This is a genomic window from Aequorivita sublithincola DSM 14238, from assembly GCF_000265385.1.
GTDB classification, from domain to species: Bacteria; Bacteroidota; Bacteroidia; order Flavobacteriales; family Flavobacteriaceae; genus Aequorivita; species Aequorivita sublithincola.
The window spans coordinates 450665-475307 of the sequence record NC_018013.1 but is presented as its reverse complement, the minus strand read 5'-3'; the positions used below and the strand labels follow the sequence as shown (position 1 = coordinate 475307).

25 protein-coding genes are annotated in these 24643 nt (G+C 36.5%); 7 read left to right on the top strand and 18 right to left on the bottom strand.

The annotated features are described in order from the left end of the window. The first annotated feature begins 33 nt into the window (after positions 1 to 33). From AEQSU_RS02345 to AEQSU_RS02335, 3 genes are all read left to right on the top strand, one after another. A complete protein-coding gene (locus tag AEQSU_RS02345; RefSeq protein WP_014781251.1) occupies positions 34 to 2334 on the top strand; it encodes a M1 family metallopeptidase in 2301 nt (766 codons plus the stop codon). Positions 2335 to 2464: 130 nt separating this feature from the next. Then, on the top strand, positions 2465 to 2752 hold the full coding sequence (locus AEQSU_RS02340) for a Sec-independent protein translocase subunit TatA/TatB (protein ID WP_014781250.1): 288 nt from the start codon (positions 2465 to 2467) through the stop codon (positions 2750 to 2752). Further along, positions 2753 to 3331 carry a phosphatase PAP2 family protein gene (locus AEQSU_RS02335; protein ID WP_014781249.1) on the top strand — a complete coding sequence of 193 codons (579 nt, stop codon included), beginning with the start codon at positions 2753 to 2755 and terminating at the stop codon, positions 3329 to 3331. Here the strand turns inward: AEQSU_RS02335 and AEQSU_RS02330 are convergent. The 10 genes from AEQSU_RS02330 to AEQSU_RS02285 form a co-directional block, all read right to left on the bottom strand. Beyond that, complete coding sequence (locus tag AEQSU_RS02330) at positions 3308 to 3949, bottom strand: O-methyltransferase (RefSeq protein WP_014781248.1); 642 nt, start codon at positions 3947 to 3949, stop codon at positions 3308 to 3310. The two genes, AEQSU_RS02335 and AEQSU_RS02330, sit on opposite strands and share 24 nt — an antisense overlap. Positions 3950 to 3959: 10 nt before the next feature. Continuing rightward, the gene (locus AEQSU_RS02325; protein ID WP_014781247.1) at positions 3960 to 5516 is read right to left on the bottom strand and encodes a peptide MFS transporter; all 1557 of its coding nucleotides are present in this window, start codon (positions 5514 to 5516) and stop codon (positions 3960 to 3962) included. 117 nt (positions 5517 to 5633) lie between these two features. Beyond that, positions 5634 to 6770: a hypothetical protein gene (locus tag AEQSU_RS02320; RefSeq protein WP_014781246.1), complete on the bottom strand. Its 1137-nt coding sequence runs from the start codon at positions 6768 to 6770 to the stop codon at positions 5634 to 5636. Next, positions 6770 to 7855, bottom strand: a complete 1086-nt coding sequence (locus tag AEQSU_RS02315; RefSeq protein WP_014781245.1) for an amidohydrolase family protein — start codon at positions 7853 to 7855, stop codon at positions 6770 to 6772. Before AEQSU_RS02315 ends, AEQSU_RS02320 begins: the two co-directional genes overlap by 1 nt. A gap of 175 nt (positions 7856 to 8030) precedes the next feature. After that, the gene (locus AEQSU_RS02310; protein WP_014781244.1) at positions 8031 to 8816 is read right to left on the bottom strand and encodes an SDR family oxidoreductase; all 786 of its coding nucleotides are present in this window, start codon (positions 8814 to 8816) and stop codon (positions 8031 to 8033) included. A gap of 78 nt (positions 8817 to 8894) precedes the next feature. Beyond that, positions 8895 to 10337, bottom strand: a complete 1443-nt coding sequence (locus AEQSU_RS02305) for an aldehyde dehydrogenase (RefSeq protein ID WP_014781243.1) — start codon at positions 10335 to 10337, stop codon at positions 8895 to 8897. Between the two features lie 79 nt (positions 10338 to 10416). Further along, on the bottom strand, positions 10417 to 10851 hold the full coding sequence (locus AEQSU_RS02300) for a RidA family protein (protein ID WP_014781242.1): 435 nt from the start codon (positions 10849 to 10851) through the stop codon (positions 10417 to 10419). Between the two features lie 11 nt (positions 10852 to 10862). Further along, positions 10863 to 12269, bottom strand: a complete 1407-nt coding sequence (locus AEQSU_RS02295) for an FAD-dependent oxidoreductase (protein ID WP_014781241.1) — start codon at positions 12267 to 12269, stop codon at positions 10863 to 10865. Positions 12270 to 12363: 94 nt separating this feature from the next. Further along, a complete protein-coding gene (gene kynU / locus AEQSU_RS02290) occupies positions 12364 to 13629 on the bottom strand; it encodes a kynureninase (RefSeq protein WP_014781240.1) in 1266 nt (421 codons plus the stop codon). Positions 13630 to 13671: 42 nt separating this feature from the next. Beyond that, positions 13672 to 14370: a hypothetical protein gene (locus AEQSU_RS02285; RefSeq protein ID WP_014781239.1), complete on the bottom strand. Its 699-nt coding sequence runs from the start codon at positions 14368 to 14370 to the stop codon at positions 13672 to 13674. Positions 14371 to 14437: 67 nt separating this feature from the next. Here AEQSU_RS02285 and AEQSU_RS02280 point away from each other — a divergent pair, with 67 nt between their 5' ends. Together AEQSU_RS02280 and AEQSU_RS02275 are read left to right on the top strand one after the other, a co-directional pair. Then, complete coding sequence (locus AEQSU_RS02280) at positions 14438 to 14866, top strand: (4Fe-4S)-binding protein (protein ID WP_014781238.1); 429 nt, start codon at positions 14438 to 14440, stop codon at positions 14864 to 14866. Positions 14867 to 14982: 116 nt separating this feature from the next. Further along, entirely contained in the window at positions 14983 to 15258 is a 276-nt protein-coding gene (locus AEQSU_RS02275; protein WP_014781237.1) for a GNAT family N-acetyltransferase, read from the top strand. Between the two features lie 60 nt (positions 15259 to 15318). Here AEQSU_RS02275 and AEQSU_RS16985 read toward each other — a convergent pair whose 3' ends face one another. Both AEQSU_RS16985 and AEQSU_RS16575 read right to left on the bottom strand, forming a co-directional pair. Next, complete coding sequence (locus tag AEQSU_RS16985) at positions 15319 to 15450, bottom strand: hypothetical protein (RefSeq protein ID WP_014781236.1); 132 nt, start codon at positions 15448 to 15450, stop codon at positions 15319 to 15321. 38 nt (positions 15451 to 15488) lie between these two features. Further along, complete coding sequence (locus AEQSU_RS16575) at positions 15489 to 15647, bottom strand: lmo0937 family membrane protein (RefSeq protein ID WP_014781235.1); 159 nt, start codon at positions 15645 to 15647, stop codon at positions 15489 to 15491. A 152-nt stretch (positions 15648 to 15799) separates the two neighbouring features. Between AEQSU_RS16575 and AEQSU_RS02265 the strand changes: the two genes are divergently transcribed. Then, entirely contained in the window at positions 15800 to 16600 is an 801-nt protein-coding gene (locus AEQSU_RS02265) for a class I SAM-dependent methyltransferase (protein ID WP_014781234.1), read from the top strand. Positions 16601 to 16673: 73 nt separating this feature from the next. Here the strand turns inward: AEQSU_RS02265 and msrA are convergent, their stop codons facing one another. The 3 genes from msrA to AEQSU_RS02250 all read right to left on the bottom strand — a co-directional run bounded on the left by msrA (position 16674) and on the right by AEQSU_RS02250 (position 19336). Further along, the gene (msrA, locus tag AEQSU_RS02260) at positions 16674 to 17345 is read right to left on the bottom strand and encodes a peptide-methionine (S)-S-oxide reductase MsrA (protein ID WP_014781233.1); all 672 of its coding nucleotides are present in this window, start codon (positions 17343 to 17345) and stop codon (positions 16674 to 16676) included. Between the two features lie 110 nt (positions 17346 to 17455). Next, complete coding sequence (locus tag AEQSU_RS02255; protein WP_014781232.1) at positions 17456 to 18238, bottom strand: zinc ribbon domain-containing protein; 783 nt, start codon at positions 18236 to 18238, stop codon at positions 17456 to 17458. A gap of 3 nt (positions 18239 to 18241) precedes the next feature. Then, positions 18242 to 19336, bottom strand: coding sequence for a Nif3-like dinuclear metal center hexameric protein (locus tag AEQSU_RS02250; protein ID WP_014781231.1), 1095 nt, complete (start codon positions 19334 to 19336; stop codon positions 18242 to 18244). A gap of 104 nt (positions 19337 to 19440) precedes the next feature. On the opposite strand from AEQSU_RS02250, the gene lpxK reads away from it, so the two are divergent. After that, a complete protein-coding gene (gene lpxK, locus AEQSU_RS02245; protein WP_014781230.1) occupies positions 19441 to 20448 on the top strand; it encodes a tetraacyldisaccharide 4'-kinase in 1008 nt (335 codons plus the stop codon). Positions 20449 to 20463: 15 nt separating this feature from the next. Here the strand turns inward: lpxK and AEQSU_RS02240 are convergent, their stop codons facing one another. From AEQSU_RS02240 to lipA, 3 genes are all read right to left on the bottom strand, one after another. After that, on the bottom strand, positions 20464 to 22581 hold the full coding sequence (locus AEQSU_RS02240) for a response regulator (protein ID WP_052309011.1): 2118 nt from the start codon (positions 22579 to 22581) through the stop codon (positions 20464 to 20466). A 145-nt stretch (positions 22582 to 22726) separates the two neighbouring features. Further along, positions 22727 to 23725, bottom strand: a complete 999-nt coding sequence (gap, locus tag AEQSU_RS02235) for a type I glyceraldehyde-3-phosphate dehydrogenase (RefSeq protein WP_014781228.1) — start codon at positions 23723 to 23725, stop codon at positions 22727 to 22729. A gap of 11 nt (positions 23726 to 23736) precedes the next feature. After that, a complete protein-coding gene (lipA, locus tag AEQSU_RS02230; protein ID WP_014781227.1) occupies positions 23737 to 24612 on the bottom strand; it encodes a lipoyl synthase in 876 nt (291 codons plus the stop codon). Positions 24613 to 24643: the final 31 nt, after the last annotated feature.

The following is a 24643-nucleotide window of genomic DNA, read 5'->3' as shown; positions in this document are numbered from 1 at the left end:
AAACCTAATTATTTTAAAAACTTCTTAATCATTATGCGATTACTCAACTCCCTATTCCTAACCACGCTATTCCTTGTATCTGTATCAGTTTCAGCTCAAGAAGAAACCACAAAACGCGATCCTGGACACTATAATACCAACCGTTTTAAGCAACTGTACGAAGAATTTTCAACACCAAACATGTTTCGTACGGCAAGTGGCGCGCCAGGTCCAAGCTATTACCAGCAACAAGCGGATTATAAAATGGACATTGAGTTGGATGATACTAACAAGAAGATTACTGGTAATGAAACCATTACATATAGCAACAATTCGCCCGATCCACTAGAATACCTTTGGGTGCAATTGGATCAAAACAAAAGAGCAAAAGATTCTAAATCGCCATTGATTGAGCCTTCAAATATTGCTCCGGCAGATATGGCTGGCAGTTTTGCCCAAAATTATATGGACGCTGGTTTTGATGGTGGTTTCAAAATTATGGAAGTGAAAGATGCCAATGGCAGTCCGCTAAAACACACAATCAACCAAACCATGATGCGTGTAGATATGCCGAAGACTTTAAAGCCAGGTGAAAAATTTGTCTTCTCCATTAAATGGTGGTACAACATAAACGATCACGTGGTAGATCGCGCTCGTAGCGGATATGAAACTTTTGAAGACGGAAATCGCGGTTATGTAATTGCACAATTCTACCCAAGAATGGCGGTTTATAATGATGTGGAAGGATGGCAAAACAGTCAGTTTTGGGGTCGTGATGAGTTTGCGCTTCCATTCGGAAATTTTGAAGTGAATATTACTGTTCCGGCAGATCATATAATGGATGCAACTGGAAGTCTTCAAAATAGAAAAGAAATTTTTACTAAAGATATGATGAGCCGTTACGAAGCCGCTCAAAAATCTTTCGTTAAACCTGTTGTAATTGTAACTCAAGCTGAAGCCGAAGCTGCTTCAAAGAACTTTTCAACAGCAAAAAGAACCTGGAAATTTAAAGCAGAAAACGTGCGTGATTACGCCTTCGCTACTTCACGTAAATATATTTGGGATATGATGGCTGTAAAAATGGGCAGTGGTTCTGTAATGGCAGTTTCACTTTATCCACCAGAATCTAATCCGCTTTGGGAAGATTGGTCTACAAGAGCCGTCGCGAGTACTTTAAAAACCTATTCTAGAATGACTTTTGATTATCCGTACCCAAAAGCAATTTCAGTAAGTGCGAAAAATCAAGGAATGGAATACCCAATGATTTGCTGGAATCACGGGCGTCCGGATAAGGATGGAACTATTAGCGACCGCACAAAATTTGGGATGATTAGCGTGATTATTCACGAAGTGGGTCACAACTATTTCCCAATGATTGTAAATAGCGACGAACGCCAATGGACCTGGATGGATGAAGGTTTAAATACGTTTACACAATATGTTGCCGAGCAGGATTTTGCTGAAGAACACCCAGATGCAATCGCGCCAAACAAACAATATCCTTCCCGCCGCGGTCCTGCAAAAAACATTGTGGATTATATGGCTGGCGATCAAGGTCAGTTGGCACCAATTATGACGAAAGGTCTAAACACCTATAATTTTGGAGCCAATGCATACGCAAAACCCGCGACAGCTTTAAATATTCTTCGTGAAACCATTATGGGGCGTGAACTTTTCGACTTCGCTTTTAAAACCTACGCACACCGCTGGATGTTCAAGCACCCAACGCCAGAAGATTTTTTCAGAACGATGGAAGATGCCTCGGCAGTAGATTTGGATTGGTATTGGAGAGAATGGTTTTACACCACAGACTATGTTGATATTGGGGTGAAGGATGTTAAAAAGTTCTATGTTACTTCAAAAATGAACAAGGAAGTGAAAGAAATGATTGCTGCCCGCGGAATTTCGGAAAGTGATTTGCCGCCAATGGTATATTTAGTTGAAGAAGATAGCGAAGATTTTGAAGAAAGCATGCGCAACGCAAAACTAGAAGACGTTAAAACACTGAATGAATATATTATGGACAACATTCCTGCGGAAGAAAGATCGAAGATGAAACGTCCAAACTTTTTCTACAAAGTTACTTTTGATAAACCAGGAGGTATTCCAATGCCGATAATCGTTCAGTATACTTATAGCGACGGAAGTTCAGAAAAAGTAACCTATCCCGCCGAAGTGTGGCGAAAAAATGACCAATCAGTTGGAAAAGTAGTTGCCTCAGAAATGGAAATTACTAAAATACAACTAGATCCAGATGAAGAAACCGCAGATATTGACACTTCAAACAACAGCTGGCCAAAACGTAAACAATTAGGGGCTTTTGAGAAGTTTAAGGAGAAAACTAATAAAAATTAATTCATAAATAAACTTGAAAAGTCTTTCTTCAAATAGTGTTGAAAGACTTTTTAGTTAAGATTGATATAACATTTAATAAATTCTGAATTCTGAATTCCAAATTCCGAATTATAGAAAGTATATTTGCACAATGATTTCACAAGCAATTTTTCTATTCATTAGCGGAGCCGAAATAGGTTTCATAATGTTCATCGTGCTATTAGTTTTTGGTGCAGACAAAGTGCCAGATATTGCTAGAGGTTTGGGGAAGGCTATGCGACAAGTAAAAGACGCCACCAACGATATTAAATCTGAAATAACCAAAGGTGCCGAAAAGCAAGGAATTGATATTGATATTACCAAAGACGTTCGTAAACAAATTGACAAAGTAAAAGAAAACGTAGATGAGGTTACAGGCCCCATAAAACGAAAATTCTAAATGCTAGAAACCCTAAAACACTGGGATAGGGAACTTTTTGTTTACCTAAACAGTTTGGGTATTGAACGCTTCGATGGCTTTTGGCTTTACGTCACAAAAATTGATAGTTGGACGCCACTCTTCATTTTTTTCTTTCTTCTTATATTTTATTATTACAGAGGTAGAAAAGCCGTCATTGTATGTTTTTTTTTAATTGTAACGTTCGCCGTAACTTTTTTGTTTACTTCCATTGTGAAAGATTATGTGGCGCGTTTGCGACCTAATAATGTGGAAGCTTTTGCAGAACTAATCCGGATTCTTCAAAAACCTTCCAATTATAGTTTCTTTTCTGGCCACGCTTCTTCAAGCTTTTCTGTGACAACATTTATGGTTTTGGCGCTCCGGAAATTCACAAAATGGATTTATTTAGCATACCTCTGGCCGCTAATTTTTGTAATGAGCCGAATTTACGTAGGCGTGCATTATCCAAGTGATATTTTTGTTGGAGCTTTGGTGGGAACGGTCTTCGCTTTCATCCTTTACTATTTTTGCCGTAAAACTTTGGAAAAAACCAGTTTACCGAACCCTCGAAATAGTTAGTCCATCGCGAATAGGAAGCAGAACCGTTTCCAGTTTAGGATGATTATTCAAAGCCTCGTTATATTTTAGAAGTGCTTTTGTATCCAAATCGTCTTCTTTCAATTTTTCAACAACTTTTCCGCTCCATAGCACATTGTCGCTTAAGATTACAGAACCTTTTTTTAACTTCGGAAGAATGATTTCCAGATAGTTTGGATAGTTACTTTTATCTGCATCAATAAAAACCAAATCGAAGGTTTTTTCTAGCTTCGGAATGATTTCTAAAGCATTCCCTAAATGCTGAAAAATCTGCTTTCCAAAAGGAGATTCATCAAAATATTTCCGTTGGAAATCGAACAATTCTTCGTTGATATCTATTGTATGAAGTTCACTGTTTTCTTGCATTCCTTCGGCTAAACACAATGCAGAATATCCTGTGTAAGTTCCAATTTCCAAAATGTTTTTTGGCTGAATCAATTTTGAAAGCATACTCAAAACCCGTCCCTGTAAATGTCCGCTCAACATTCTTGGAGCAATCATTTTTTGCCAAGTTTCACGGTTTAGTTTTTGAAGTAATTCTGGCTCAGGCTGCGAATTTTTTTCAACGTAATCGTTTAATTTTTCAGGAAGAAAATCCATTGTAAAATTTTTAGTGAATTCCGACCATCATCTTTTTAATGATTGGTGAAATAAGTATTGCAAATATACCCACAATCACACTAATTACCCCAAAACTTGCATACACCGAAACATAGGAAAACAGTTGCTGAAAACTATCGCTCTGCTCAGAAGCTATTTGTGGCGTTAATCCTGTGATGTATTCCGTGATTTTTCCGAAGATTCCTTCAGAGAAAATATTTGTACTTCCGTCTGAAACTGTAGTTAGTTTTGCAATTTTTCCAGCGAAAAAATGTCCGTAGAAATTAGCTGAAAACCAAACGCCCATTATAAAGGCAACATATTTTAAAGGCGAAAGCTCCGTCATTTTTGAAAGTCCGATGGGAGAGAGGAACAATTCTCCAACGGTCAAAACCATATAACCGATTACCAAATAGCTCATAGAAGTTTTTGCAAAATCATCAACGCTGTGTGCAGAAAGCGCGAAAACGATAAATCCTAAACCAAGAAATAGCAATCCGAGACCAAATTTTACAGCGGAATTCGGATTGATTTTTCTTCTACTTAAATAAGTCCAAAGCATTGAAAATGGAATGGCGAAGAGTATGATAAAACCTGCGTTTATACTATTGGTTCCTGCAGCATCCATTCCAACCAGATTCACATTTCTATCTGCAAAAAGAGTCAAGGAACTTCCTGCCTGCTCAAAAATTGCTGCGAAAAGTGTGTATAGAATTGTAAAATAAACTGCAACCAGCAATCGTTTCCTTTCTTTTGAAGTGACTTTTGAAAGAATATAACCAATGTAAAAAACCAAGAATCCGGAGACAATCCAAACTAAATATCCTTCAAATTCATTAAAGCGAACAAGTGTCGCAAAAACTGCAACGGAAGCGATTGCAACCAAAACGATCAATTTTCCTCGATTTAACCCAAATGATTTAGTGTCGTAAACCTGCTGATTTGGTACGTGGCCTTTATTTCCGAAGACATTATTTTTCAAACCACTTCTAAAAACCAGAAGACCGGCGACCATTCCAATTCCTGCCAAAACAAAACCGTAATGCCAGCCGTATTTAATCGCGACCCAAGCGCAAAAAAGCGGCGCAATAGCGGCGCCTAGATTTATTCCTAAGTAAAAAATAGTAAACCCCGAATCCCGTCTTGAATCACCTTGAGCATATAATTCACCAACAAAAGAAGAAATGTTTGGTTTAAAAAATCCGTTACCCACAATTATCAAACCCAGTGATCCATAAAAGAAAACTGGCATTTCAATAGAAAGGAAAAAATGCCCGAAAACCATTAAAATTCCACCAAGAATAATTGCTTTTCGATAACCCAAAATTTTATCGGCTAGAATGCCACCAATCATCGGCGTAACGTAAACCAGAGACATATAAGCTGCGTAAACGCCAAACGCGATATCGTCATCATATAAAAGGTGTTTGGTCATATAAAGCACCAAAAGAGCACGCATTCCATAAAAGGAAAAACGTTCCCATAATTCGGCGAAAAATAGATAAAGAAGTCCTTTTGGGTGACCGAAAAGTTGAGGTTGATCTACCTCGGAAATTACATTGCTCATAGTTAGATTTTTTAATTTGGAGCAATGTAAAACAGATTACAAACTGAAAAATTATCTGTTTTAAATTATATTAAAAAATAGTGGAATGTGGGTAATTGTGAATGTGGTTACAAGGAATTACAAAAATGCTTTGTAATCTTTGTTTTCAGCGCTTTCGGAGAATTCTTCTAATAGAATTTTATCTATGGAAATGTTGTTTGGAACTATTCTTAATCTGTATTTACTTTCACCAATAAAGGTAAAAAGATCGCGTCTGTCCAGTTTTTGCGAATCATCTAGCTGAAGAATATCATTTATGTTTTCAATAATTCGAGTGAGATAGGTTTGATTTTTTATTTCGCCACCAAGACTTACAGGAATTGTTTGAGAATCACCTTCAGCAAATTTTCTGCGGATGGCAAATTTCAACAGATTTTTATATTGCGTCGTTTTTGAACCAAAATCAATAGTTTGATCGTAGATATTTTTGGTGGGAATATTCAGTTTTAAAACACTCCAATCTATAAATTGAATAGTAATTTCATTAGGTTTTGGGGTGCTTGCAAGTTTAATAACCCAAGTTGTAGCCAAAACCAAAAAGATAGAAATCAATGATGTTTTGGCGATTATTTTAATAAAATTATTACTGAAATCATCTCCGAAAGTTAAAAATACTTCAGAAATCTGAGAAACGAAAATCAATAGTATAACCAAAACCGAAATATAACCAATAATCTTTAAGCCTCTATAAACAAAGGTTCTGTAGAAGGAAACACCCAATAAATAGCAAAGAAAAGCAGAGAGCACTAAATCTGGAATACTGCTAATGCGTACACCATTTACCACATTATTTTCTTTTAAAATGATGGGTAATACAAAGGTCAAAATTGAAGTGCAAACAATTACAACAACTATTTTCTTGATGTTTTTTTTATTGTGATAAATAAAACCTGGTGCATAATAAAAGTAGAACAGCGCCAACAACAAAAACATATTATTTACAATGGAGAAAAGATTTACAGCAATATGATAGCCTTGCGTTTCAGTGTAATTAAACACAGTTCCGCCATAAATCCAGCAACCCGAGAGCACCCAAATAAACATTGCGAAACTTAGATAAAGAAGACCTTTATCAACTCTTTTCTGCGAATCGTCCTCCTCTAAAAGTTGGCTGAAACGAGCCCGAATGTTAAACCAAAGTGCAAGCAGCAAAACGCCACCAAGAAAGGCGATACAAATGTGCGAAAGGATATAAAACTTGGCTACTTCAGTCATTATTCGCCGAGGATTCTTTTAACTAATTTGTCTTTGGCATCTTGGTCATCGCCACAAAGCCATTGAATTACGTTATCATCCCAAATAGCATCACACTGATCTGGAGTTAAAATTTTTCGTTCCACAGCCAGATCCAGAATTTTCCCAGGATAGGAAGATTGCACTGCACTTTCCATTTCACCAAGTGGATATGGATCATCCAAGCCCATAAGTATTTGTTTGGATCCTTGATTTCTTACCAATAATTCCAGTCCGCCAGTATCGTGGAGTAGCGTATCGAAAAAGATATTTTTATGTCCAACGGATTTTCTAGGATGTGTTTTCCCTTCAAAAAGATCTGGACGGCCATCAAAACCTTGTATTCTTCTTCCTAAATTTATTTGTGCCAATTGTCCGCCGTGTGCAAAACAGGTTCGCATATTTGGATATTTATCTGCGTAACCGTTCAATGTTAAGAAGTGATAGGCATCTGCACATTGCGCCAACATCCAGATTAGATGAAAGCGCCAAGCTGTATTTTCAAGTTTGATGAATTTTTCTCCATCGTAAGGATGGATTTCAACTGCCAGATTATATTTTGAAGCCAACTCAAAAATAGGCTCATTTTCTTCATCAAAAATACAACGCCACGTTCCAATCGTATCCATATAATGTGTTGGTAAACACAATAATTGAAGACCTAATTCTTCTACACAACGTTCCATTTCCCAAACCGCTCCTCTTACAAATCCTGGATGCACCACAAACCCACAAGTAAATTTTGAAGGGTTTTCGTGTTGCACTTTTGCGTTAAAATCATTTTGAAAACGCAACGCCTGCTTCATTTCTTCAACACGTAAACCGTTTCCGTATAATTGTGAAAGGTTCAAAACCACGGCGTGATCTATTTTGAAACGCTCCATCCATTCCAACTTTTCATCCAAAAAAAAACTAGAATCCGTAACCGGACGGCTCCAATCTTTTTGAAGCATAAATTTTCGGTCTTTATCTACCCAGAAAATTTCTTTGTCCTGCATAAACTGAGGTATTTCCTCAGGATAAGGAAGTAGGTGCGAATGGCCGTTAATGCGTAGTTTTCGTTTCATATTCTTTATTTGCCCATCGACTTCGCTCAGGATAAACTTCGGCAGGGGTCTCGTTTAATTAATAATTTTTCGGAAGCTAAAGTTACAAACTTCTAGGGTTTAGACCTACAAGGTTGGAAAAACCTTGTAGGTCAGGATTCAACTCTTCCAGCGTTTCAAACGCTGGAAGAGTTAATTAAAGGCTTTTGGTGCGACCACCATCAACTGGAAGATTAATTCCGTTGATGTAGCTTGCAGCTTCACTAGCCAAAAATGCCACAGCATTTGCAATTTCGCCAGGTTGCGCAAAGCGTTTTGCGGGAACTAAGTTTTTCATAAAATCGCTAGCTTCTTTTTCGGTTTTATCCATCCGTTTTGCAGCGTTGCCAACAATATCTTCCAATCTATCTGTCGCTGTAAAACCTGGCAATACGTTGTTTACGGTAATTCCATACTGTCCCAATTCATTAGCCATTGTTTTGCTCCAACTGGCAACTGCCCCACGAATGGTGTTGCTTACACCAAGTCCGTCAATTGGTTGTTTTACTGAAGTTGATATTATATTTATTATCCTTCCGTAATCAGCCTCCTTCATTCCAGGAACTACGGCTTGTGCCAAAATTTGGTTGCAAACTACGTGCATTGAAAATGCTTTTTCAAATTCGTCAGTTCCTGCTGAAAAGATCGGGCCGCCTTTTGGACCACCTGTATTATTCACCAAAATGTGAAAAATTTTGTTGGAAACCGCGACTTCCACTTTGTCCTTTAACTGTTGTGGATTGGTGAAATCTGCTACAAAATAGTTGTGTTTTTGGCCTTTGTCGTGAGGAAGTTCTATTAATGTTTCCTTCAACTTTTCTTGATCGCGAGCCACCAAAGTTATGGTTGCTCCAAGTTTGGCAAGTTTAATTGCAGTTGCTTTTCCAATTCCTGCGGTACTGCCGCAGACTAGGGCGTTTTTATCTGTTAAGTCTAAATTCATATTTTTTAGTATTCAGTATTCAGTATTCAGTATTCAGTATTCAGTATTCAGTATTCGTTTTCGATTTGAGTTTCGTTTTCAATCGTATTTTATACACACATTCTTCGTCTCAGTAAAAAACCGAAGTGCTTCAAATCCGCCTTCACGACCCACGCCGCTGTCTTTCATTCCGCCGAAGGGAGTTCGTAAATCACGGTTTAGCCAAGTGTTTACCCAAACTATTCCCGCTTCAATTTCTTTTGAAATTCTCATTGTGCGGTTTAAATCGGTTGTCCAAAGTGTGGAAGATAAGCCATATTTAACCGAATTAGCCATTTGCAATACTTCTTCTTCAGTTTCAAAAGACATAATTGTAACAACTGGGCCGAAAATTTCTTCTTGATTTACACGACATTGATCGTCAAAAACTTCGATAATTGTTGGCTCTAAATAATAACCGTTTTCTAAATCTTTTACTGTTACTCGATTTCCTCCGTACAGTATTTTACCACCTTCCTTTTCGGCAATTTTAATATATGATTCTACTTTTTCGAGATGAGGTTTGGAAACTAAAGCTCCAATATTCGTTTCAGCATCAAACGGATTTCCGATTTTCAGTTGCTTTACCTTTTCAACAAAATCTTTTTTGAATTTTTCGAAAATCGGTTTTTCAACAAAAATTCTACTTCCGCAAAGGCAGATTTGGCCTTGGTTTGCGAAGGAAGAACGAACCGTAACTGCGAGCATTTTATCATAATCGCAATCTGCGAAGATGAGGTTTGGGTTTTTTCCACCTAGTTCCAACGATAGTTTTTTGAACATTGGAGCGGCAGTTCGAGCAATGTGTTCGCCGGTTTTTGTTCCGCCGGTAAAGGAAATTGCTTTAATGTTTTTATGTGCAACAATAGATTGGCCGGCAGAAGGTCCCGTGCCGTGAACAATATTCAAAACACCTTTTGGCAAACCTGCTTCGGTGCAGATTTCGCCTAAAAGAAAAGCGGTCATTGGAGTAACTTCGCTGGGTTTTGCAATAACGCAGTTTCCGGCGGCGATTGCTGGAGCGATTTTCCAAGAAAATAAATAAAGTGGAAGATTCCAAGGTGAAATACAGCCCACAACCCCAATAGGTTGGCGCAAGGTAAAATTCATAGTATTTAAACCTATACTTTCGTGAGCTTCACTTGAAAATTGGGTGATTGCATTTCCAAAAAACCGAAAGTTTGAAGATGCTCTCGGAATGTCAACGGACAATGCTAAACTAAGTGGTTTGCCGTTGTCTTTTGTTTCTGCTTCAGCCAAATCGACTAACTTTTCTTCGATTAAATCTGCGATTTTCAGAAGAATGCGGCTCCGTTCGTCGATGGTTGTATTACTCCATTTTGGGAAAGCCTCTTTTGCGGCTTGGTATGCACTTTCAATATCTTCTTGATTTGAATTAGCTATTTGGGAATACACTTCGCCGTTGGACGGATTATAGTTATCCAACCATTTTTTTGAAAGTGGTTCAACGTATTCGCCGTTTATGTAGTTTAGGATTTTCAATATAAATTTTGTTTCAGACCTAACAGGTTTTAAGAACCTGTTAGGTCTTATTTTTACTGATTACTGTTATTGCCAACTGTTACTTATTTCCCTTAACTGGAAAATAAGCCATCGCCTTAATCTCAACTATCAACTGCGGATGTGGCAATTGATGCACTGCAACAGTAGTTCTAGCTGGACCCGTTTCCTTATTAAAATATTCTGAATACACTTGGTTGTAACCTCCAAAATCATTCATATTTACCAAAAAGCTGGTTACGTCCACAATATCTGCCATCGTAGCGCCTTCAGTGGCTAGGTAATCTTTTATGTTTTCTAGAACGGCTCGCGTTTGTTCCTTAATATCGAAATGCATTGTGCCCATTTCGTCAATTTTATTCACGCCCGCAATAGTATTGTCGGGCAAACGTGAACTCGTTCCACTAACAAATAAAAAATCTCCTGCACGCTTAATGTGCGGATATGCGCCTCTTGGCGTAGCTTTTCCTTCTACTAATCTGCTTTTGTTACTCATAATTTTATGTTTTATCCAAACGCCACTTCATCATCGTGAAGAATGGCTTGGGTTTCTTTTTTTACTAGCTCTAGTTTTTCTTTTAAAGACATTTCTTCTGTGAGTTTCCCATCATCCAAAAGATTCAAAATTGCTTTGTCCTGAGCTCTTCCGCGTTTCATTGCTTCGGAGTAACTTATTGATTCTTTAAAGGTAACCAAAGAATATTTGCTGTAATATTCTTCAGGAAATTCGGCTTCAAAAGCGGTTTCTAGCTTTCTTTTATTTTGAAAGATTTCCATAGCGGTGTGCTCTTTCATTTCGTGGAAATTATCTACCGCTAAATCTGCAATTGCGTCTGTGTCATTTATTCGCTTCGACTCGTATTCCTTTAAAATTGTGTTCCAATTAATGTTTTCTTCCGAAGCATATTTCTCGAGAATTTCATCAAAAACCACAACGTCTTCAAAGGAAGCGTTCATTCCTTGCCCATAAAAAGGAACTATTGCGTGTGCGGCATCGCCCAGCAATAGCACTTTTCCGAAGCTATTCCAAGGGGAACATTTTACGGTTCCGAGCGGGCCGATTGGGTTGTTGAAAAATTCTTCTGAAAGGTTTGGAATCATTTCGACCACATCTGGATATTCTTTGTTGAAATATTCGTGAACCATTTCTGGCGTTGTCAAATTGGCGAAACAATAGTCGTTGTTTTCATAAGGTAGAAAAAGTGTTACGGTAAAACTTCCGTCCAAATTTGGTAGTGCAATCAACATATCTTCACCTCGAGGCCAAATATGTAAAGCGTTTTTATAAGTTCTGTAACCGTTATTTTCAGCAGCTGGAATTTCGAGTTCTTTATAGCCGTGACCAAGCCATTGTTGCGAAAAGCTAAAGAGAAATTTGTGGTTTTCATACATATTTTTACGAACCGCAGAGCCTGCGCCGTCGGTTCCAAAAATTACATCTGCAGAAATGGTTATCTCCTTATCGGAATTAAATTCTTTAAAAACAGCTGAAGCATTTTCCAAATCCACATTTTCGCAAGCATGGTTGAAAATGATTTTTACGTTAGGCATTTTTTCTGCTTCGTCTAACAAAAGCATGTTCAAACCAGGACGAGAAACTGAGTTTATATATTCATTTTTTCTACCGCTATAAGGACTTAGAAAAGTGTTACCAGCCTTATCGTGAATCATTCGCCCGTTCATTGGGATGCAGAGTTTTTTTGCAGCTTCTTCAACGCCTGCTATACGTAAGCCGCGTAAACCGCGATCACTTAAAGCTAGATTTATAGAACGTCCAGCGTCTTGTATGATTTTTCGTAAATCGGGTCGTTTTTCAACCAAAGTTACTTGAAAGCCGCGTTGTGCCATTCGTAAAGCAAGAAGGCTTCCGCAGAGGCCAGCGCCGATGATTAGGATATTTTGGTTTTTACTCATATTTTATTTTTTTGGACATAAGACGGTAGGATTTAGGACGTAGGACAAATATTGCAGATTATTAGTCCTACATCCTATGTGAATGAGTCTTATGTCATTTTTTCAATACTTCTTTCAGCTTTTCAGAAAACTTAAAAACATCTTCAAAACTATTATAAAGTGGGGCAGGAGCAATACGAATTACGTCTGGCTCGCGCCAATCGCTGATTACGCCAGCTTCGGTTAGTTTTGTATGTAATCTTTTGTCAGCATTTTTCACTTGTATTGAAAGCTGACAACCGCGTTCCTCAGGGTTTCTAGGTGTAATTACGTTGATGGCTTCGTTTTTCATTTCGTCCAATAGAAACTCTAAATAACCTGTAAGTTTTTCAGATTTCTTCCGAATGTTTTCGAAACCAGCTTCTGCAAAAGTGTCTAAAGAAGCTCTAATTGCAGCCATTGAAAGTATTGGTGGATTGCTTAATTGCCAGCCTTCAGCACCAGGAAGCGCATCAAAATCTTTTCGCATATTGAAACGCGTTTTTTTGTTATGTCCCCACCAACCTGCAAAACGGTTTAATTTTTCGTTGTTGGCGTGGCGTTCGTGAACAAAACATCCGCCCAAACTTCCAGGGCCGCTGTTTAAATACTTATAGGTGCACCAAACGGCGAAATCGGCTCCGGTTTCGTGAAGATTTGGTTGAATATTTCCTGCGCCGTGCGCCAAATCAAAACCAACCATACACTTATATTTATGACCGAGTTCGGTAATTTTTTTCAGCGGAAAAGATTGGCCTGTGTAATAATTGGTGCTTCCAATCATTAATAAAGCAATCTCGTTTCCGTGTTGTTTCATTATTTCTTCTAAATCTTCAAAACGGCAGAGTTCTTCGCCCTTTCTGGGTTTCCAGAGAATTAGAGCATCTTTTATATCTACTCCGTGAAACTTCAACTGACTTTCCACAGCGTATTTATCACTCGGGAAAGCATCACTTTCCACCACAATTTTATATTTCGTTTTTGTGGGTTGGTAAAACGAAACCATCATTAAATGAAGATTGGTAGTTAAAGTGTTCATCACAACAACTTCCGAAGGTTTCGCGCCAACGATTTTCGCCATATTTTCGGCTAAAAATTCGTGGTACGGAAGCCAAGCATTTTTTGCTTCGGTGTGACCTTCAACTCCAAACTTTGCCCAATCATTTAAGACTTCCTGAATATATTCTGAAGTAATTTTTGGTTGTAATCCGAGGGAATTTCCGCAGAGATAAACCATTTCTTCCCCAAAATCGTTTTTTGGAATGTGAAATTTATTTCTGAATGAAGCTAAGGAATCCTCGGCATCTTGTTTTCTAGCGTATTCTATATTGTTTTGGAACATTCGTGTAGGTTGTGTTTTTTCAGCTTTTCACAAAAATAGCAATTAATTTTTAGCTTCTTTTTTAACTGAAATATTTGTAAAATACAATTTGAAATTACCCGTACTGTCTTTATGCGTTTTGGCTATTTCAAGTCCGTTGAAGTTTTCATAATCTTCCCAAGTTGTTATCATTGAAGGTTCTTCGGCGTTTCCTTTTCTATAAATCCACTCTTTTATTTTGAAGTTTTTATCGTAGAAAAAATCATAAGCATCGCCAGGAGTATAGCCTCCTTCATTTTTATAGACAATGGTAAGTTGATTTAATGTTTCCTTTGAAATTGGAGCTTCAACATTTTCTTTTTCTGAAAAAGTGGTGCCTGCATCCCAAACAAGCTGAAAAGGAGCCAATAGCCAGTATTTGTCGTTAATAAATCCGGCATCGGTTTGCTTAGTTAAGCTGTCCATTGTTGAGCGGTTGTAATTTTCAGAGATACCTTCAGAAGAAATTGATGAGATATCTCCCGTTTTAGGCTTCCAAATCCAAGATCGATCAAAATGATTTTCACCACGATCTACGTTGAAAGTGAACGCTATTTCTGAAACGTCTTTCCAGTTTTCATTACCGTTGGCGTTGGCTATTTTTTCAGCGGTTGTTAATTTTTCTTCGGAAATTAAAGGTTCAATTTCAGTTTTTTTAGAATTTTTATTGTTACAGGAAATTAATGTAATTGCAATAAGGGAGATGTAAAATATTCTTTTCATAATTTAATTATTTTAAGTAAAAATACTCAAACCAACAGTGCTTTCATATTTTTTGTAAATTTATAATATGGAAAAAGCGATAAAATACACGAACGGCGAACTTACAGCAGTTTGGAAACCTACTCTTTCCATACATTCCGCAAACTGCGTGCATGGTTTACCTGAAGTTTTTAAACCTAAAGAAAAACCATGGATACAAACTGAAAATTCTTCAACTGAAAAAATCATTAAAACTGTTGGCAATTGCCATAGTGGCGCCTTAAGTTATTTTATGAATGCTACTGGGAATGTTGAAAACCCTTCAGAAAATAGCGCTGAAAATACTAAAGTTGAGATTGTTAAAAATGGTCCTTTAATGGTTTATAGCACCCTTTCGGTAACTTATGACCATGGTTATGAAGAGCAAAAATCAAAAGTCACAGCATTTTGTCGTTGTGGCGATAGTGCCAAAAAACCATTTTGTGACGGAGCACATAAACAACATTCTTGGGAATAGTTATTTCAAAATAAAGAAGAACTGCGGTAATAAATTTGTAAATGGTAATTATGAAAAGACAGCTCAATTATTATTTGTAGTTTTATAAGTCTTTAACCTCAAAAATCCTTATTAGCATGCGAATAATTGATAACAAAGAACAAAACAGATTCGAGACCACAATTGATGGTCATAAAGCAATTATTGAATACTCTGTTTTGCCAGGTATTTTATCATTAAATCATACCGAGGTTCCCAAAGAGCTTGCAGGGCAAGGAGTGGCGGGCGAAATGACCGAAAAAGCTTTATTGGAGATCGAACTTCGCGGTTTGAAAGTAATACCCAAGTGTTCTTTCATAAAAAGTTATATAGACAAACACCCTGAATGGAAATCTATACTTGCAGAAAAATAACAACTGAAAAGCCCTTTCAAAAAAATTGAAAGGGCTTTTAATAAATTTTGGAAATTAAAATTAATCTACTGCATCTTCAATGTCGTCTGCAACATCTTCTATTTTGTCGCCCACAGTTTTCTTTTCGCGACAACTTGTAAAGCCAGTACTCATTAAACCGGCAGCAAATAAAATTAGAAATACTTTTTTCATCTTGATTTGTTGTTTAGTGTTAATTTAGTTTAAAATAATTATGGTCTACGGCCAGTTGCCAATCGGTACAGAATACCAATAATAGCCAAAACCAATAAAATGTGAATTAGACTACCAACGGCTTCACCGAAACCGAAATAACCTACGAGCCATCCTATAATAAGGAGAACTACGATTAACCAAATAATGTCGCCCATAAAGTAATAATTTTTGAAGTTAGTATTTTTTAAATTTACAACAAAAGTGTTAATGTTTCAATCATTTCAAACGATTTGATTACAAATAATCAAAATTGTTAGAGATTGTGGCTTTAGAGCTAATTTTTTTATTTTTATCTAAATGATAATTTATGAAATTTAATAATGAGTTTGACACAAATCGAGAGACTTGGAATGCTAAAGTGGCAATTCACGCAGACAGTGAATTCTATGATTTGGCTACTTTCAAAAAAGGGAAATCTTCATTGAATTCGTATGAACTAAAAGCACTGGGAGATGTTTCTGGGAAAAGTTTACTTCATCTTCAATGCCATTTTGGGCAAGATACTTTTAGTTTTAGTCGTCTGGGAGCTAAATGCACAGGAGTAGATATTTCTGATGAAGGAATAAAACTTGCGACACAGTTGAACGGTGAATTAAATCTTGACGCGAAATTTGTTTGTTGTAATGTTCTAGATACTTCACAGTTTATTTCAGAAAAGTTTGATATTGTGTTCACAAGCTATGGAACCATTGGTTGGTTGCCAAATTTAAAGCCTTGGGCAAAGATGATTTCAGAAAGATTGAAGCCAGGTGGATTCTTTTATATTGTTGAATTTCATCCTATAGCTTGGATGTTTGATTATACTGTTTCACCACCCGTTATGAAATATGGCTATGCTCAAGAAGAGGCTATTTATGAAGAATATGACGGAACTTATGCCAATAAGGATTCGAAAATGATAAGCAAAGAATATGGTTGGAATCACAGTTTAGGGGAAGTGATAACGGCGCTTTCTGAAGCTGGGCTTCATATTGAATATCTTAGGGAATATGATGCTTCGCCTTATTATATTTTTCCAGAACTGTTAAAGACGGCGGATGGAATGTTTGAACTGCAAAGCAAATTATACCCTTTGATTTTTGAAGTGAAAGCCACTAAAAAAACCTAACAGCGTCATTGCGATCCCGATTGCTATCGGGATCGCAATGACGCTGTTAGGTTTATAATTGGGGAAGTAGTAATTAGTGTTCTTGGTTTTTCTTCAACAACTCAGGAAATTTTTGTTTAAACTTATTTATTCTCGGAATGGAAACATTCTGGATATAAGGGTTTTCTGGATGTTTTTTTTCATAATTCTGATGATAGTTTTCCGCGTCCCAAAATTTTTGAAAGGGCATGATTTGCGCAGCAACTACTTCTCCATCTAGTTGTTTGTTTAAAGCCGCGACTTTTTCATCAATAATTTTCTTTTCCTCATCGTTTTGATAAAAAATAATAGAACGGTATGAAGTGCCACGATCTGGTCCTTGACCGTTTACTTGAGTTATGTTTTGTGAACCGAAATACACATCCACCAATTGTTTAAAACTTATAACTTCTGGATCGTAAATTACTTCTAGAGCTTCAGCGTGATCTCCGTGATTTTCGTACGTTGGGTTTTGCTCTTTTCCACCGCTATAGCCAGAAATTGCTTCTTTAACACCTTCTACGCTTTCGTAAACAGCTTCCAAACACCAAAAACAACCACTAGCAAAATATGCTTTTTTCAATCCATTTATAGCTTCGGTTTGAACGGGTGCTTGCTCTTTTTGAGCTATTGCTTCGGCTTCTTTATTTGTTTCGTTTGAAGGTTTGCACGCTCCTTGAAGTGAGAGAAGGAAAATGCTACATACTAAAATTGCGATCTTTTTCATTTTGATTATTTTTTGTAGAGTTGGTCTTAAATAAAGTCAAAACCTTGCAATCAATATAAAAAAAAGCCCTCACTTTATGTGAAGGCTTTGTTATAATTGGGTTTATTTGTTTACTTAAGCTTCGTAAACATAGATTCCATCTTCTCACGTTCTTCGTTTGCAAGATCTGGATCTACCAAAATACGACCGCTGTGCTCGTCAGTAATTATTTTTTTGCGACTTGCAATTTCCATCTGCACTTGTGGTGGAATGGTAAAGAAAGATCCACCAGAAGCGCCACGCTCTACAGCTACAACCGCTAAACCATTTTTTACATTGGTTCGGATTCTTTTATATGCTTTTATAAGACGCGCTTCAATTTGAGTTTCAAATTTTTCAGATTCCTTAATAAGGGTTTGCTCTTCCTTTTCGGTTTCTTTCAAGATTTCATTAAGCTCGCTTTGTTTGTGTTTCAAGTGCTCGGAACGTTCATCAAAACGACCTTTAGTGTCTTCTATAACTTGCGTTTTTTGCTCTATTTGCGCACGGAATTCTTTGATATTCTTTTCAGCAAGCTGTATTTCAAGTTCTTGGAATTCAACTTCTTTGCTTAAAGAATTGTATTCGCGGTTATTGCGAACGTTATCCTGTTGTGTTGTGTATTTTTTGATGAGTGTTTTAGACTCTTCAATACTGTTCTTTTTTTCCTTGATTTGGTCTTCAATAACTTCAAGATCTGCTTTCAGTTTTTCAAGACGGGTATTCATTCCTGCCACTTCGTCTTCAAGATCTTCAACTTCCAATGGAAGTTCGCCACGAACGTTTCTAATTTCATCAATTCTTGAGTCAATAAGTTGTAGATCGTAAAGGGCTCTTAACTTCTCTTCAACAGTAATTTCTGTTTTTGTTGCCATAAATTATAAATAGCTAATAGGATTGGTATTTGTTTGTGATAAAAGGACTGCAAAATTAGTGATTTTTTTCTTAAGGAAAGAATGTAAAAGCTCTTTTGTGAATTGTTCACTTTCATAATGACCAATATCCGCCAGAAGCACCGTGTTTTCTGCCTTGAAGAAGTCGTGATACTTAAAATCTGCCGAAATAAAAGCATCTGCACTCGCGTTTTTTGCGACTTCAATGGCAAAACTTCCGCTTCCGCCAAGCACTGCAACTTTTTTTATTGGCTTTTCTAGCAATGCTGAATGACGAACGCAATCGGTTTTCATCGTTCTTTTTAGAAATTGTAAAAACTCTTTTTCATCTATAGCTTTATCAAATTCGCCAATCATTCCCATCCCCAAATGTTGGTTTTGGTTTTCGAGTGTGGTAATTTCATAAGCAACTTCTTCATAGGGATGAGATTCAAATAGTGCTTTCAGAATGTTATTTTGAAGATGTTTCGCAAACGTAATCCCAATCTGAGTTTCTTCTTCAAAATGAATTTCTCCTTTTTTTCCTATTACCGGACTTGAAGCGTCATTTCCTTTAAAACTACCTTTACCTTCAATGTTAAAGCTGCAATTTTCATAATTGCCAATGTTTCCAGCGCCAGCGGCAAAAAGTGCGTTCTGAACGTTTTCAGCATCTTTTGAAGGAACAAAAGTGATGAGTTTTTTTATGGTTTCGTTTTGAGGAATTAATACTTTACGATTCTTAAGGCCCAGTTTTTCACAAATCATAGCATTCACGCCATTCCACGAATTATCAAGCGCCGTGTGGTTTGAAAATATGGCTATGTCGTGCTTTATTGCTTTTTGGACTACACGCTCAACGTAGGTTTTTCCAGTGATTTTCTTCAGTCCCGAAAATACAATAGGATGAAAACTCACAATGAGGTTGCAATTATTTTCAATGGCTTCATCTACAACATTTTCCAAAGTATCTAACGTTACCAATATTCCCGAAACAGTTGCATTTGCATCGCCAACTAGCAATCCTGTATTATCAAAATCTTCGGAATAGGCGAGTGGAGCTAGTTCTTCAAGTAGCGAAATGACTTCTTTTACCTTCATTTTTTTACATTTTCAGTAAAGATAACAGTTTGCTGAATTTTTACGGACTTCTATTTTCAGTTTAAAGTAATAACAGTTTTCAGCGGAATTAGTACTTTCGTTAGATGAATTTTCTGCGGAAGTTATTATTTCCTTTTTCATTGCTGTATGGCGGCATTACGGCGCTTCGCAATGTGATGTACAACAAAGGTTGGCTAAAAAGCAAGTCTTATGATCTTCCAGTAATTTGCGTTGGAAATCTCTCCACTGGCGGAACCGGAAAATCGCCAATGATTGAGTTTCTGGTTTCTTTTCTGAAAGAAGATCACAAAATTGCCGTTTTGAGTCGTGGTTACAAGAGGAAAACAACAGGTTTTTTAGAGGTTTTAGCAAATAGTTCAGTTGAAAAAGTAGGCGACGAACCTCTTCAGTTTAAAAAGAAATATCCTAATATCACTGTAGCCGTTTGCGAGGAACGTCAAACGGGAATTGAAAAGCTCAAAAATATGGTAGATGTTATTTTGCTAGACGATGCTTTTCAACATAGAAAGGTAAAGGCTTCATTGAATATTTTACTCACTTCTTTTGATAGTTTGTATTGCAATGATTGTATGCTTCCAGCGGGGAACCTTCGTGAGCCTAAGTTCGGCGCAAAACGAGCAAACATAATTGTGGTTACAAAATGTCCTGAAAATATTGATGAATCAAAAATTGAAGCGATAAAACAAAAGTTGAATCCGAAACCACATCAACAAATTTATTTTTCGAAGATTGGTTACAGCGCTGAGATTATGAATGCTAAGGAAGTAAAATCACTTGATTATTTGATGGATAAAGAATTTCTTTTAGTTACAGGAATTGCAAATCCAAAACCATTGGTTTCTTTTTTGAAGAAAAAAGGATTGAAATTTGAAGAAAAGTCTTTTCCAGATCATCATAATTTCACAACTTCAGAAATAGAGAAACTTAAGAACCATCAATTGATTCTAACAACTGAAAAAGATTTTATGAGGTTGCAAAGTATTACCAATTCAGTGGAAATTTATTATTTACCTATTAGAACAGAAATTTTGAAGGATGGAGAGGAAGACTTCAAAAATAGAATATTACGAGGAGTAAAATTAAAAGATTAATTATTTCAACTATTGTTAATTACTGTTCAGTACGTTTTGTATTTTCTTGAAAAACTCTTCTGTGTTGAAAGGTTTTGGGATGAATTCATTAAAACCAGCCTTGTAAAAATCTGCTAAATTTTCTTCAATTGTAACGGCAGATAAGGCGATAATAGGTACAATATTATTGAACTCTCGAATTTTTTTAGTGGCCTCAATACCACTTATTCCTGGCATATAAATGTCCATTAATATTACACTAAAGTCTCCTTGTTGAACCTGTTTTATTGCTTCGGCGCCGTTATCTACCACTGTACAAATCATTTTTTTTCTCTCAAGGATTTTTTTGGTTATCATTTGATTAATCTTGTTATCCTCTACTATTAGGACAGATTTATTCTCAAATATATCGTTCTCAATAATTACTTCTATTTCATTTATTTCTTTTTGTTTTTCCTCGTTTTCTGAAATTTCATAACTTATATTGAACCAAAACTTAGAACCTTTGCCTAGTTCACTTTCTAGGAATATTTCGCTACCCATAAGTTCCAAAAGATTTTTAACAATCGATAAACCAAGGCCTGTTCCGCCATATTTTCGATTAATTTGAAGTGAACCTTGTGTAAAGGATTCAAAAATGGATTTCTGCTTTTTCATGGAAATTCCAATACCGTTATCTTCAATTTCAAAACGAATTTCTATCTGTCTTGCTCTTTTTTCAACGGTTTTTACACGAACAGAAATATCTCCGTTATCCGTAAATTTGATTGAATTGCTTATAAGGTTAATAAGAACTTGGGTTAATTTTAGCGAATCACCTATTACTTTATCTGGTAAGGTATTGTCATATTCATAATGTATGGTGTTGTTTTTTAATTCAATCGATTCTTTCAGCGCAATAAGCACACTATCAATTCGCCTTTTTAAAAGAAAGGGGATTTTTTCAATTTCTACCTTGCTAGCTTCAAGCTTGTTAAGGTCAAGAATATTGTTGATAAGTGAAAGTAAATATTCTCCCGAAAATTTAAGAGAACTGAGATGTTCATTTTGTTCGGGTTTTGGGTCTTCCATCAAAAGCAAATGGGTTAATCCAGTGACTGTATATATAGGTGTTCGTAGCTCATGAGTTATTGTTGAAAGAAATTGCGCTTTGGCACGTGATGCTTTTTCCGCTTTTTCCTTTGCTTCCTGTAGTTCTGTATTTTTTTCTTTTAAAAGTGCGTTTGCATTAGCCCGTAATTTATTGTTCTTGTATAGTGAAAGCGTTAATAATGATAGTATTAATATCAAAGCAATACTTAGCCAGCCTATAAGTTTTCCTAAAAAAATTGATTTTTCTTGTTTTTTAATATTTTGCTCCTGACTGGCAATTGTTCCTTTTAAATCTCCAATTGCCGATTCAGACTGAATGCCGCTTTCAATTGCTTTTAAATGATTTTGGTGCAGTGAATCTTTTTGACTGAAATAATAATTTAGCTCATCTTCAGCCAATTTTTCTTTCTTTTCAGCAATTAAAATTTGTGAATTAATGCGGTGCTTTTCAATCAAAAATTTTGAGAAACCTTGTGAAGATGCAGTTTCTATAGCTAAACTTAAAAATTGTTTGGCTTCAGCGATTGGTTTTGGATAGTCTTTTGGACTTATTAGCGAAAGTGCATCAGCCAGATTGCTATATGCAGCTGTTTCTTGGTAGCTTAAGGACTGTTCTTTAAAGTATTTTGCAGCAGATTTTAAATCTTCTATAGCATCAGCATACTTGCCAGTATGAAGCGATAGAAGACCGTGGCCGAAGTTCGTGTTTGTTTTAATATTTTTATCACCGAGTATTGCAGATATTGAATCTGCTTTGGATAAATATAAGTTCGATTTTGAGTATTCCCTAGATGCTATAAGTATTATGGCATAAAGATTATAACCCTCAGCAATTTTGTATTGATTTCGATAGATTTTTGCGTTTTTAATGGCCTCTTGAACCTGTATCTCTGCTTTGTCATAATATTCCAAATTGTAATAAAGTTTAGCAGTGCTGAGTTCAACATCGGGTTTATAGGTTTTGTATCTGGGGAGAATGGTTAGCTTATGTGCGTCATTCAAACTTTTTACAGCTTCAATGAAATCTTCTTTTTCCAGTGCTTTCGTAGCCCTATATTGCAACTGTTTTATTAAGACAATTGTGTCATGAACTTGGATTGAATAAGAATTATTCGAAAACAGTATGCACAAGAACAACGGCACGAGAAATCTGAATTTCGAAATGTCTGAATTCATGAGGTATGTTTAAGAAAGATAATAAATATAGCTATTTAGCCGAAATTCTTTCAATTAAATTGATAATTCTAGATGAATAGCCTATTTCATTGTCATACCACCCAATTATTTTTACCATTTTACCAATTACTGAAGTCATTTCCGCATCAAAAATACAAGAATGTGGGTTGCCCACAATATCTATGGAGACTATAGGGTCTTCGATGTATTCAAGTATTCCTTTTAGGGAAGTTTCGGAAGCTTTTTTGAAAGCATTATTTATTTCTTCAATCGAAACCTCCTTCTTTACATTAAGGGTAACGTCTGTCAACGAGCCGTTCGGAACCGGTACACGGATGCCACAACCGCCAATAACATTGGAAAGTTCCGGAAATATTTTGGTTAAAGCTTTTGCTGCACCTGTGGTCGTGGGAACGATGGATTGGCCAGCAGCACGGGCACGGCGTAAGTCGCGGTGTGGCTGATCGTGAAGGCTTTGATCTGTGGTGTAGGAATGAATTGTTGTGATGTAAGCCTGTTCAATACCGCAAAGTTCATTGATTATTTTCAGCATTGGTGCGGCATTGTTCGTGGTACAAGAAGCATTGGAAATAATTAAATCCGTTGATTCTAGAATTGAATCGTTCACCCCAAGAACAACCGTTTTTATATCATCATCCAAAGGCGGAACTGATAGAATTACTTTTTTGGCTCCGTTTTTTAAATGGTTTTCTAGTTGCTTTTTACTTTTGAATTTGCCTGTGCATTCAATAACTAGGTCAATATTTCCCCAACGGATGTCTTCAATATTTTTTTCCGAAGAAAATTTTACCTTTTTTCCAGCAACGGTAATTTCATTTTCTGAATGTGATATTTCTTCTTTTAAAACCCCGTGAATACTGTCATACTTTAAAAGATGACTTAATGTTTTTGCATCTGCTAAATCATTTACAGCAACAACTTCTATGGAAGGATGGTTAATTAATAACCTGAAAAGATTACGGCCAATGCGACCAAAACCATTAATGCCAACAGTTGTTTTGCCTTCCATTTTAGTAGTATTTATAAGGTAAGATGTTTTTGAGCCTTGTATGAAGAACGTACCAAAGCACCGCTTTCCACGTGACGAAAACCAAGATCTAAACCGATTGTTTCATATTTTTTGAATTGTTCTGGAGTAATAAATTCCTTAACTGGTAAGTGCTTTTTTGAAGGTTGCAAATATTGACCGATGGTTAAAATATTCAGTCCAACATTTTTTAAATCCTGCATCGTTTGCAAAACTTCATCTTCTCTTTCGCCCAAACCGAGCATAATCCCAGTTTTTGTACGTTGTACGCCAGACTGTTTTAAATAATTTAAAACTTCCAAACTTCTTTCATACTTCGCTTGAATCCGAACTTCACGTGTTAACCTTTTTACGGTTTCCATATTGTGACTAATCACTTCAGGCTTTACCGCGATTATTCGATCTATATTTCGCGTGTTTCCTTGAAAATCTGGAATCAAGGTTTCCAAAGTAGTTTCGGGATTCATTCTTCGGATTGCTTTTACGGTTTCTGCCCACATTATGGAGCCCATATCCTTTAAATCGTCTCGATCTACGGAAGTTACAACCGCGTGTTTAATGTTCATGATTTTTATGGAGCGCGCCACTTTTTCGGGTTCGTCCCAAGCTACTGTTTCTGGTCTTCCAGTTTTTACACCGCAAAAACCGCAGGAACGGGTACAAATATTGCCAAGAATCATAAAAGTTGCTGTGCCTTCGCCCCAACATTCGCCCATATTTGGGCAACTTCCAGAAGTGCAAATCGTATTCAGTTTATATTTATCTACCAAACCACGAAGTTCTGTGTATTTTTTTCCGGTGGGTAGTTTTACACGTAACCATTTCGGTTTTGGTGCGGGTTTTTGAATTTCCAAAGTTTCTATGCTCATAAGGTTAACAAAAGTACAAAAATGAAGCGCT

What these genes read in the sequence shown, in the direction of transcription:
- AEQSU_RS02345 (WP_014781251.1), top strand. Translation starts at nt 34, where the DNA reads ATGCGATTACTCAACTCCCTATTCCTAACCACGCTATTCCTTGTATCT.
- AEQSU_RS02340 (WP_014781250.1), top strand. Translation starts at nt 2,465, where the DNA reads ATGATTTCACAAGCAATTTTTCTATTCATTAGCGGAGCCGAAATAGGT.
- AEQSU_RS02335 (WP_014781249.1), top strand. Translation starts at nt 2,753, where the DNA reads ATGCTAGAAACCCTAAAACACTGGGATAGGGAACTTTTTGTTTACCTA.
- AEQSU_RS02330 (WP_014781248.1), bottom strand. Translation starts at nt 3,949, where the DNA reads ATGGATTTTCTTCCTGAAAAATTAAACGATTACGTTGAAAAAAATTCG.
- AEQSU_RS02325 (WP_014781247.1), bottom strand. Translation starts at nt 5,516, where the DNA reads ATGAGCAATGTAATTTCCGAGGTAGATCAACCTCAACTTTTCGGTCAC.
- AEQSU_RS02320 (WP_014781246.1), bottom strand. Translation starts at nt 6,770, where the DNA reads ATGACTGAAGTAGCCAAGTTTTATATCCTTTCGCACATTTGTATCGCC.
- AEQSU_RS02315 (WP_014781245.1), bottom strand. Translation starts at nt 7,855, where the DNA reads ATGAAACGAAAACTACGCATTAACGGCCATTCGCACCTACTTCCTTAT.
- AEQSU_RS02310 (WP_014781244.1), bottom strand. Translation starts at nt 8,816, where the DNA reads ATGAATTTAGACTTAACAGATAAAAACGCCCTAGTCTGCGGCAGTACC.
- AEQSU_RS02300 (WP_014781242.1), bottom strand. Translation starts at nt 10,851, where the DNA reads ATGAGTAACAAAAGCAGATTAGTAGAAGGAAAAGCTACGCCAAGAGGC.
- AEQSU_RS02295 (WP_014781241.1), bottom strand. Translation starts at nt 12,269, where the DNA reads ATGAGTAAAAACCAAAATATCCTAATCATCGGCGCTGGCCTCTGCGGA.
- kynU (WP_014781240.1), bottom strand. Translation starts at nt 13,629, where the DNA reads ATGTTCCAAAACAATATAGAATACGCTAGAAAACAAGATGCCGAGGAT.
- AEQSU_RS02285 (WP_014781239.1), bottom strand. Translation starts at nt 14,370, where the DNA reads ATGAAAAGAATATTTTACATCTCCCTTATTGCAATTACATTAATTTCC.
- AEQSU_RS02280 (WP_014781238.1), top strand. Translation starts at nt 14,438, where the DNA reads ATGGAAAAAGCGATAAAATACACGAACGGCGAACTTACAGCAGTTTGG.
- AEQSU_RS02275 (WP_014781237.1), top strand. Translation starts at nt 14,983, where the DNA reads ATGCGAATAATTGATAACAAAGAACAAAACAGATTCGAGACCACAATT.
- AEQSU_RS16985 (WP_014781236.1), bottom strand. Translation starts at nt 15,450, where the DNA reads ATGAAAAAAGTATTTCTAATTTTATTTGCTGCCGGTTTAATGAGTACT.
- AEQSU_RS16575 (WP_014781235.1), bottom strand. Translation starts at nt 15,647, where the DNA reads ATGGGCGACATTATTTGGTTAATCGTAGTTCTCCTTATTATAGGATGG.
- AEQSU_RS02265 (WP_014781234.1), top strand. Translation starts at nt 15,800, where the DNA reads ATGAAATTTAATAATGAGTTTGACACAAATCGAGAGACTTGGAATGCT.
- msrA (WP_014781233.1), bottom strand. Translation starts at nt 17,345, where the DNA reads ATGAAAAAGATCGCAATTTTAGTATGTAGCATTTTCCTTCTCTCACTT.
- AEQSU_RS02255 (WP_014781232.1), bottom strand. Translation starts at nt 18,238, where the DNA reads ATGGCAACAAAAACAGAAATTACTGTTGAAGAGAAGTTAAGAGCCCTT.
- AEQSU_RS02250 (WP_014781231.1), bottom strand. Translation starts at nt 19,336, where the DNA reads ATGAAGGTAAAAGAAGTCATTTCGCTACTTGAAGAACTAGCTCCACTC.
- lpxK (WP_014781230.1), top strand. Translation starts at nt 19,441, where the DNA reads ATGAATTTTCTGCGGAAGTTATTATTTCCTTTTTCATTGCTGTATGGC.
- gap (WP_014781228.1), bottom strand. Translation starts at nt 23,725, where the DNA reads ATGGAAGGCAAAACAACTGTTGGCATTAATGGTTTTGGTCGCATTGGC.
- lipA (WP_014781227.1), bottom strand. Translation starts at nt 24,612, where the DNA reads ATGAGCATAGAAACTTTGGAAATTCAAAAACCCGCACCAAAACCGAAA.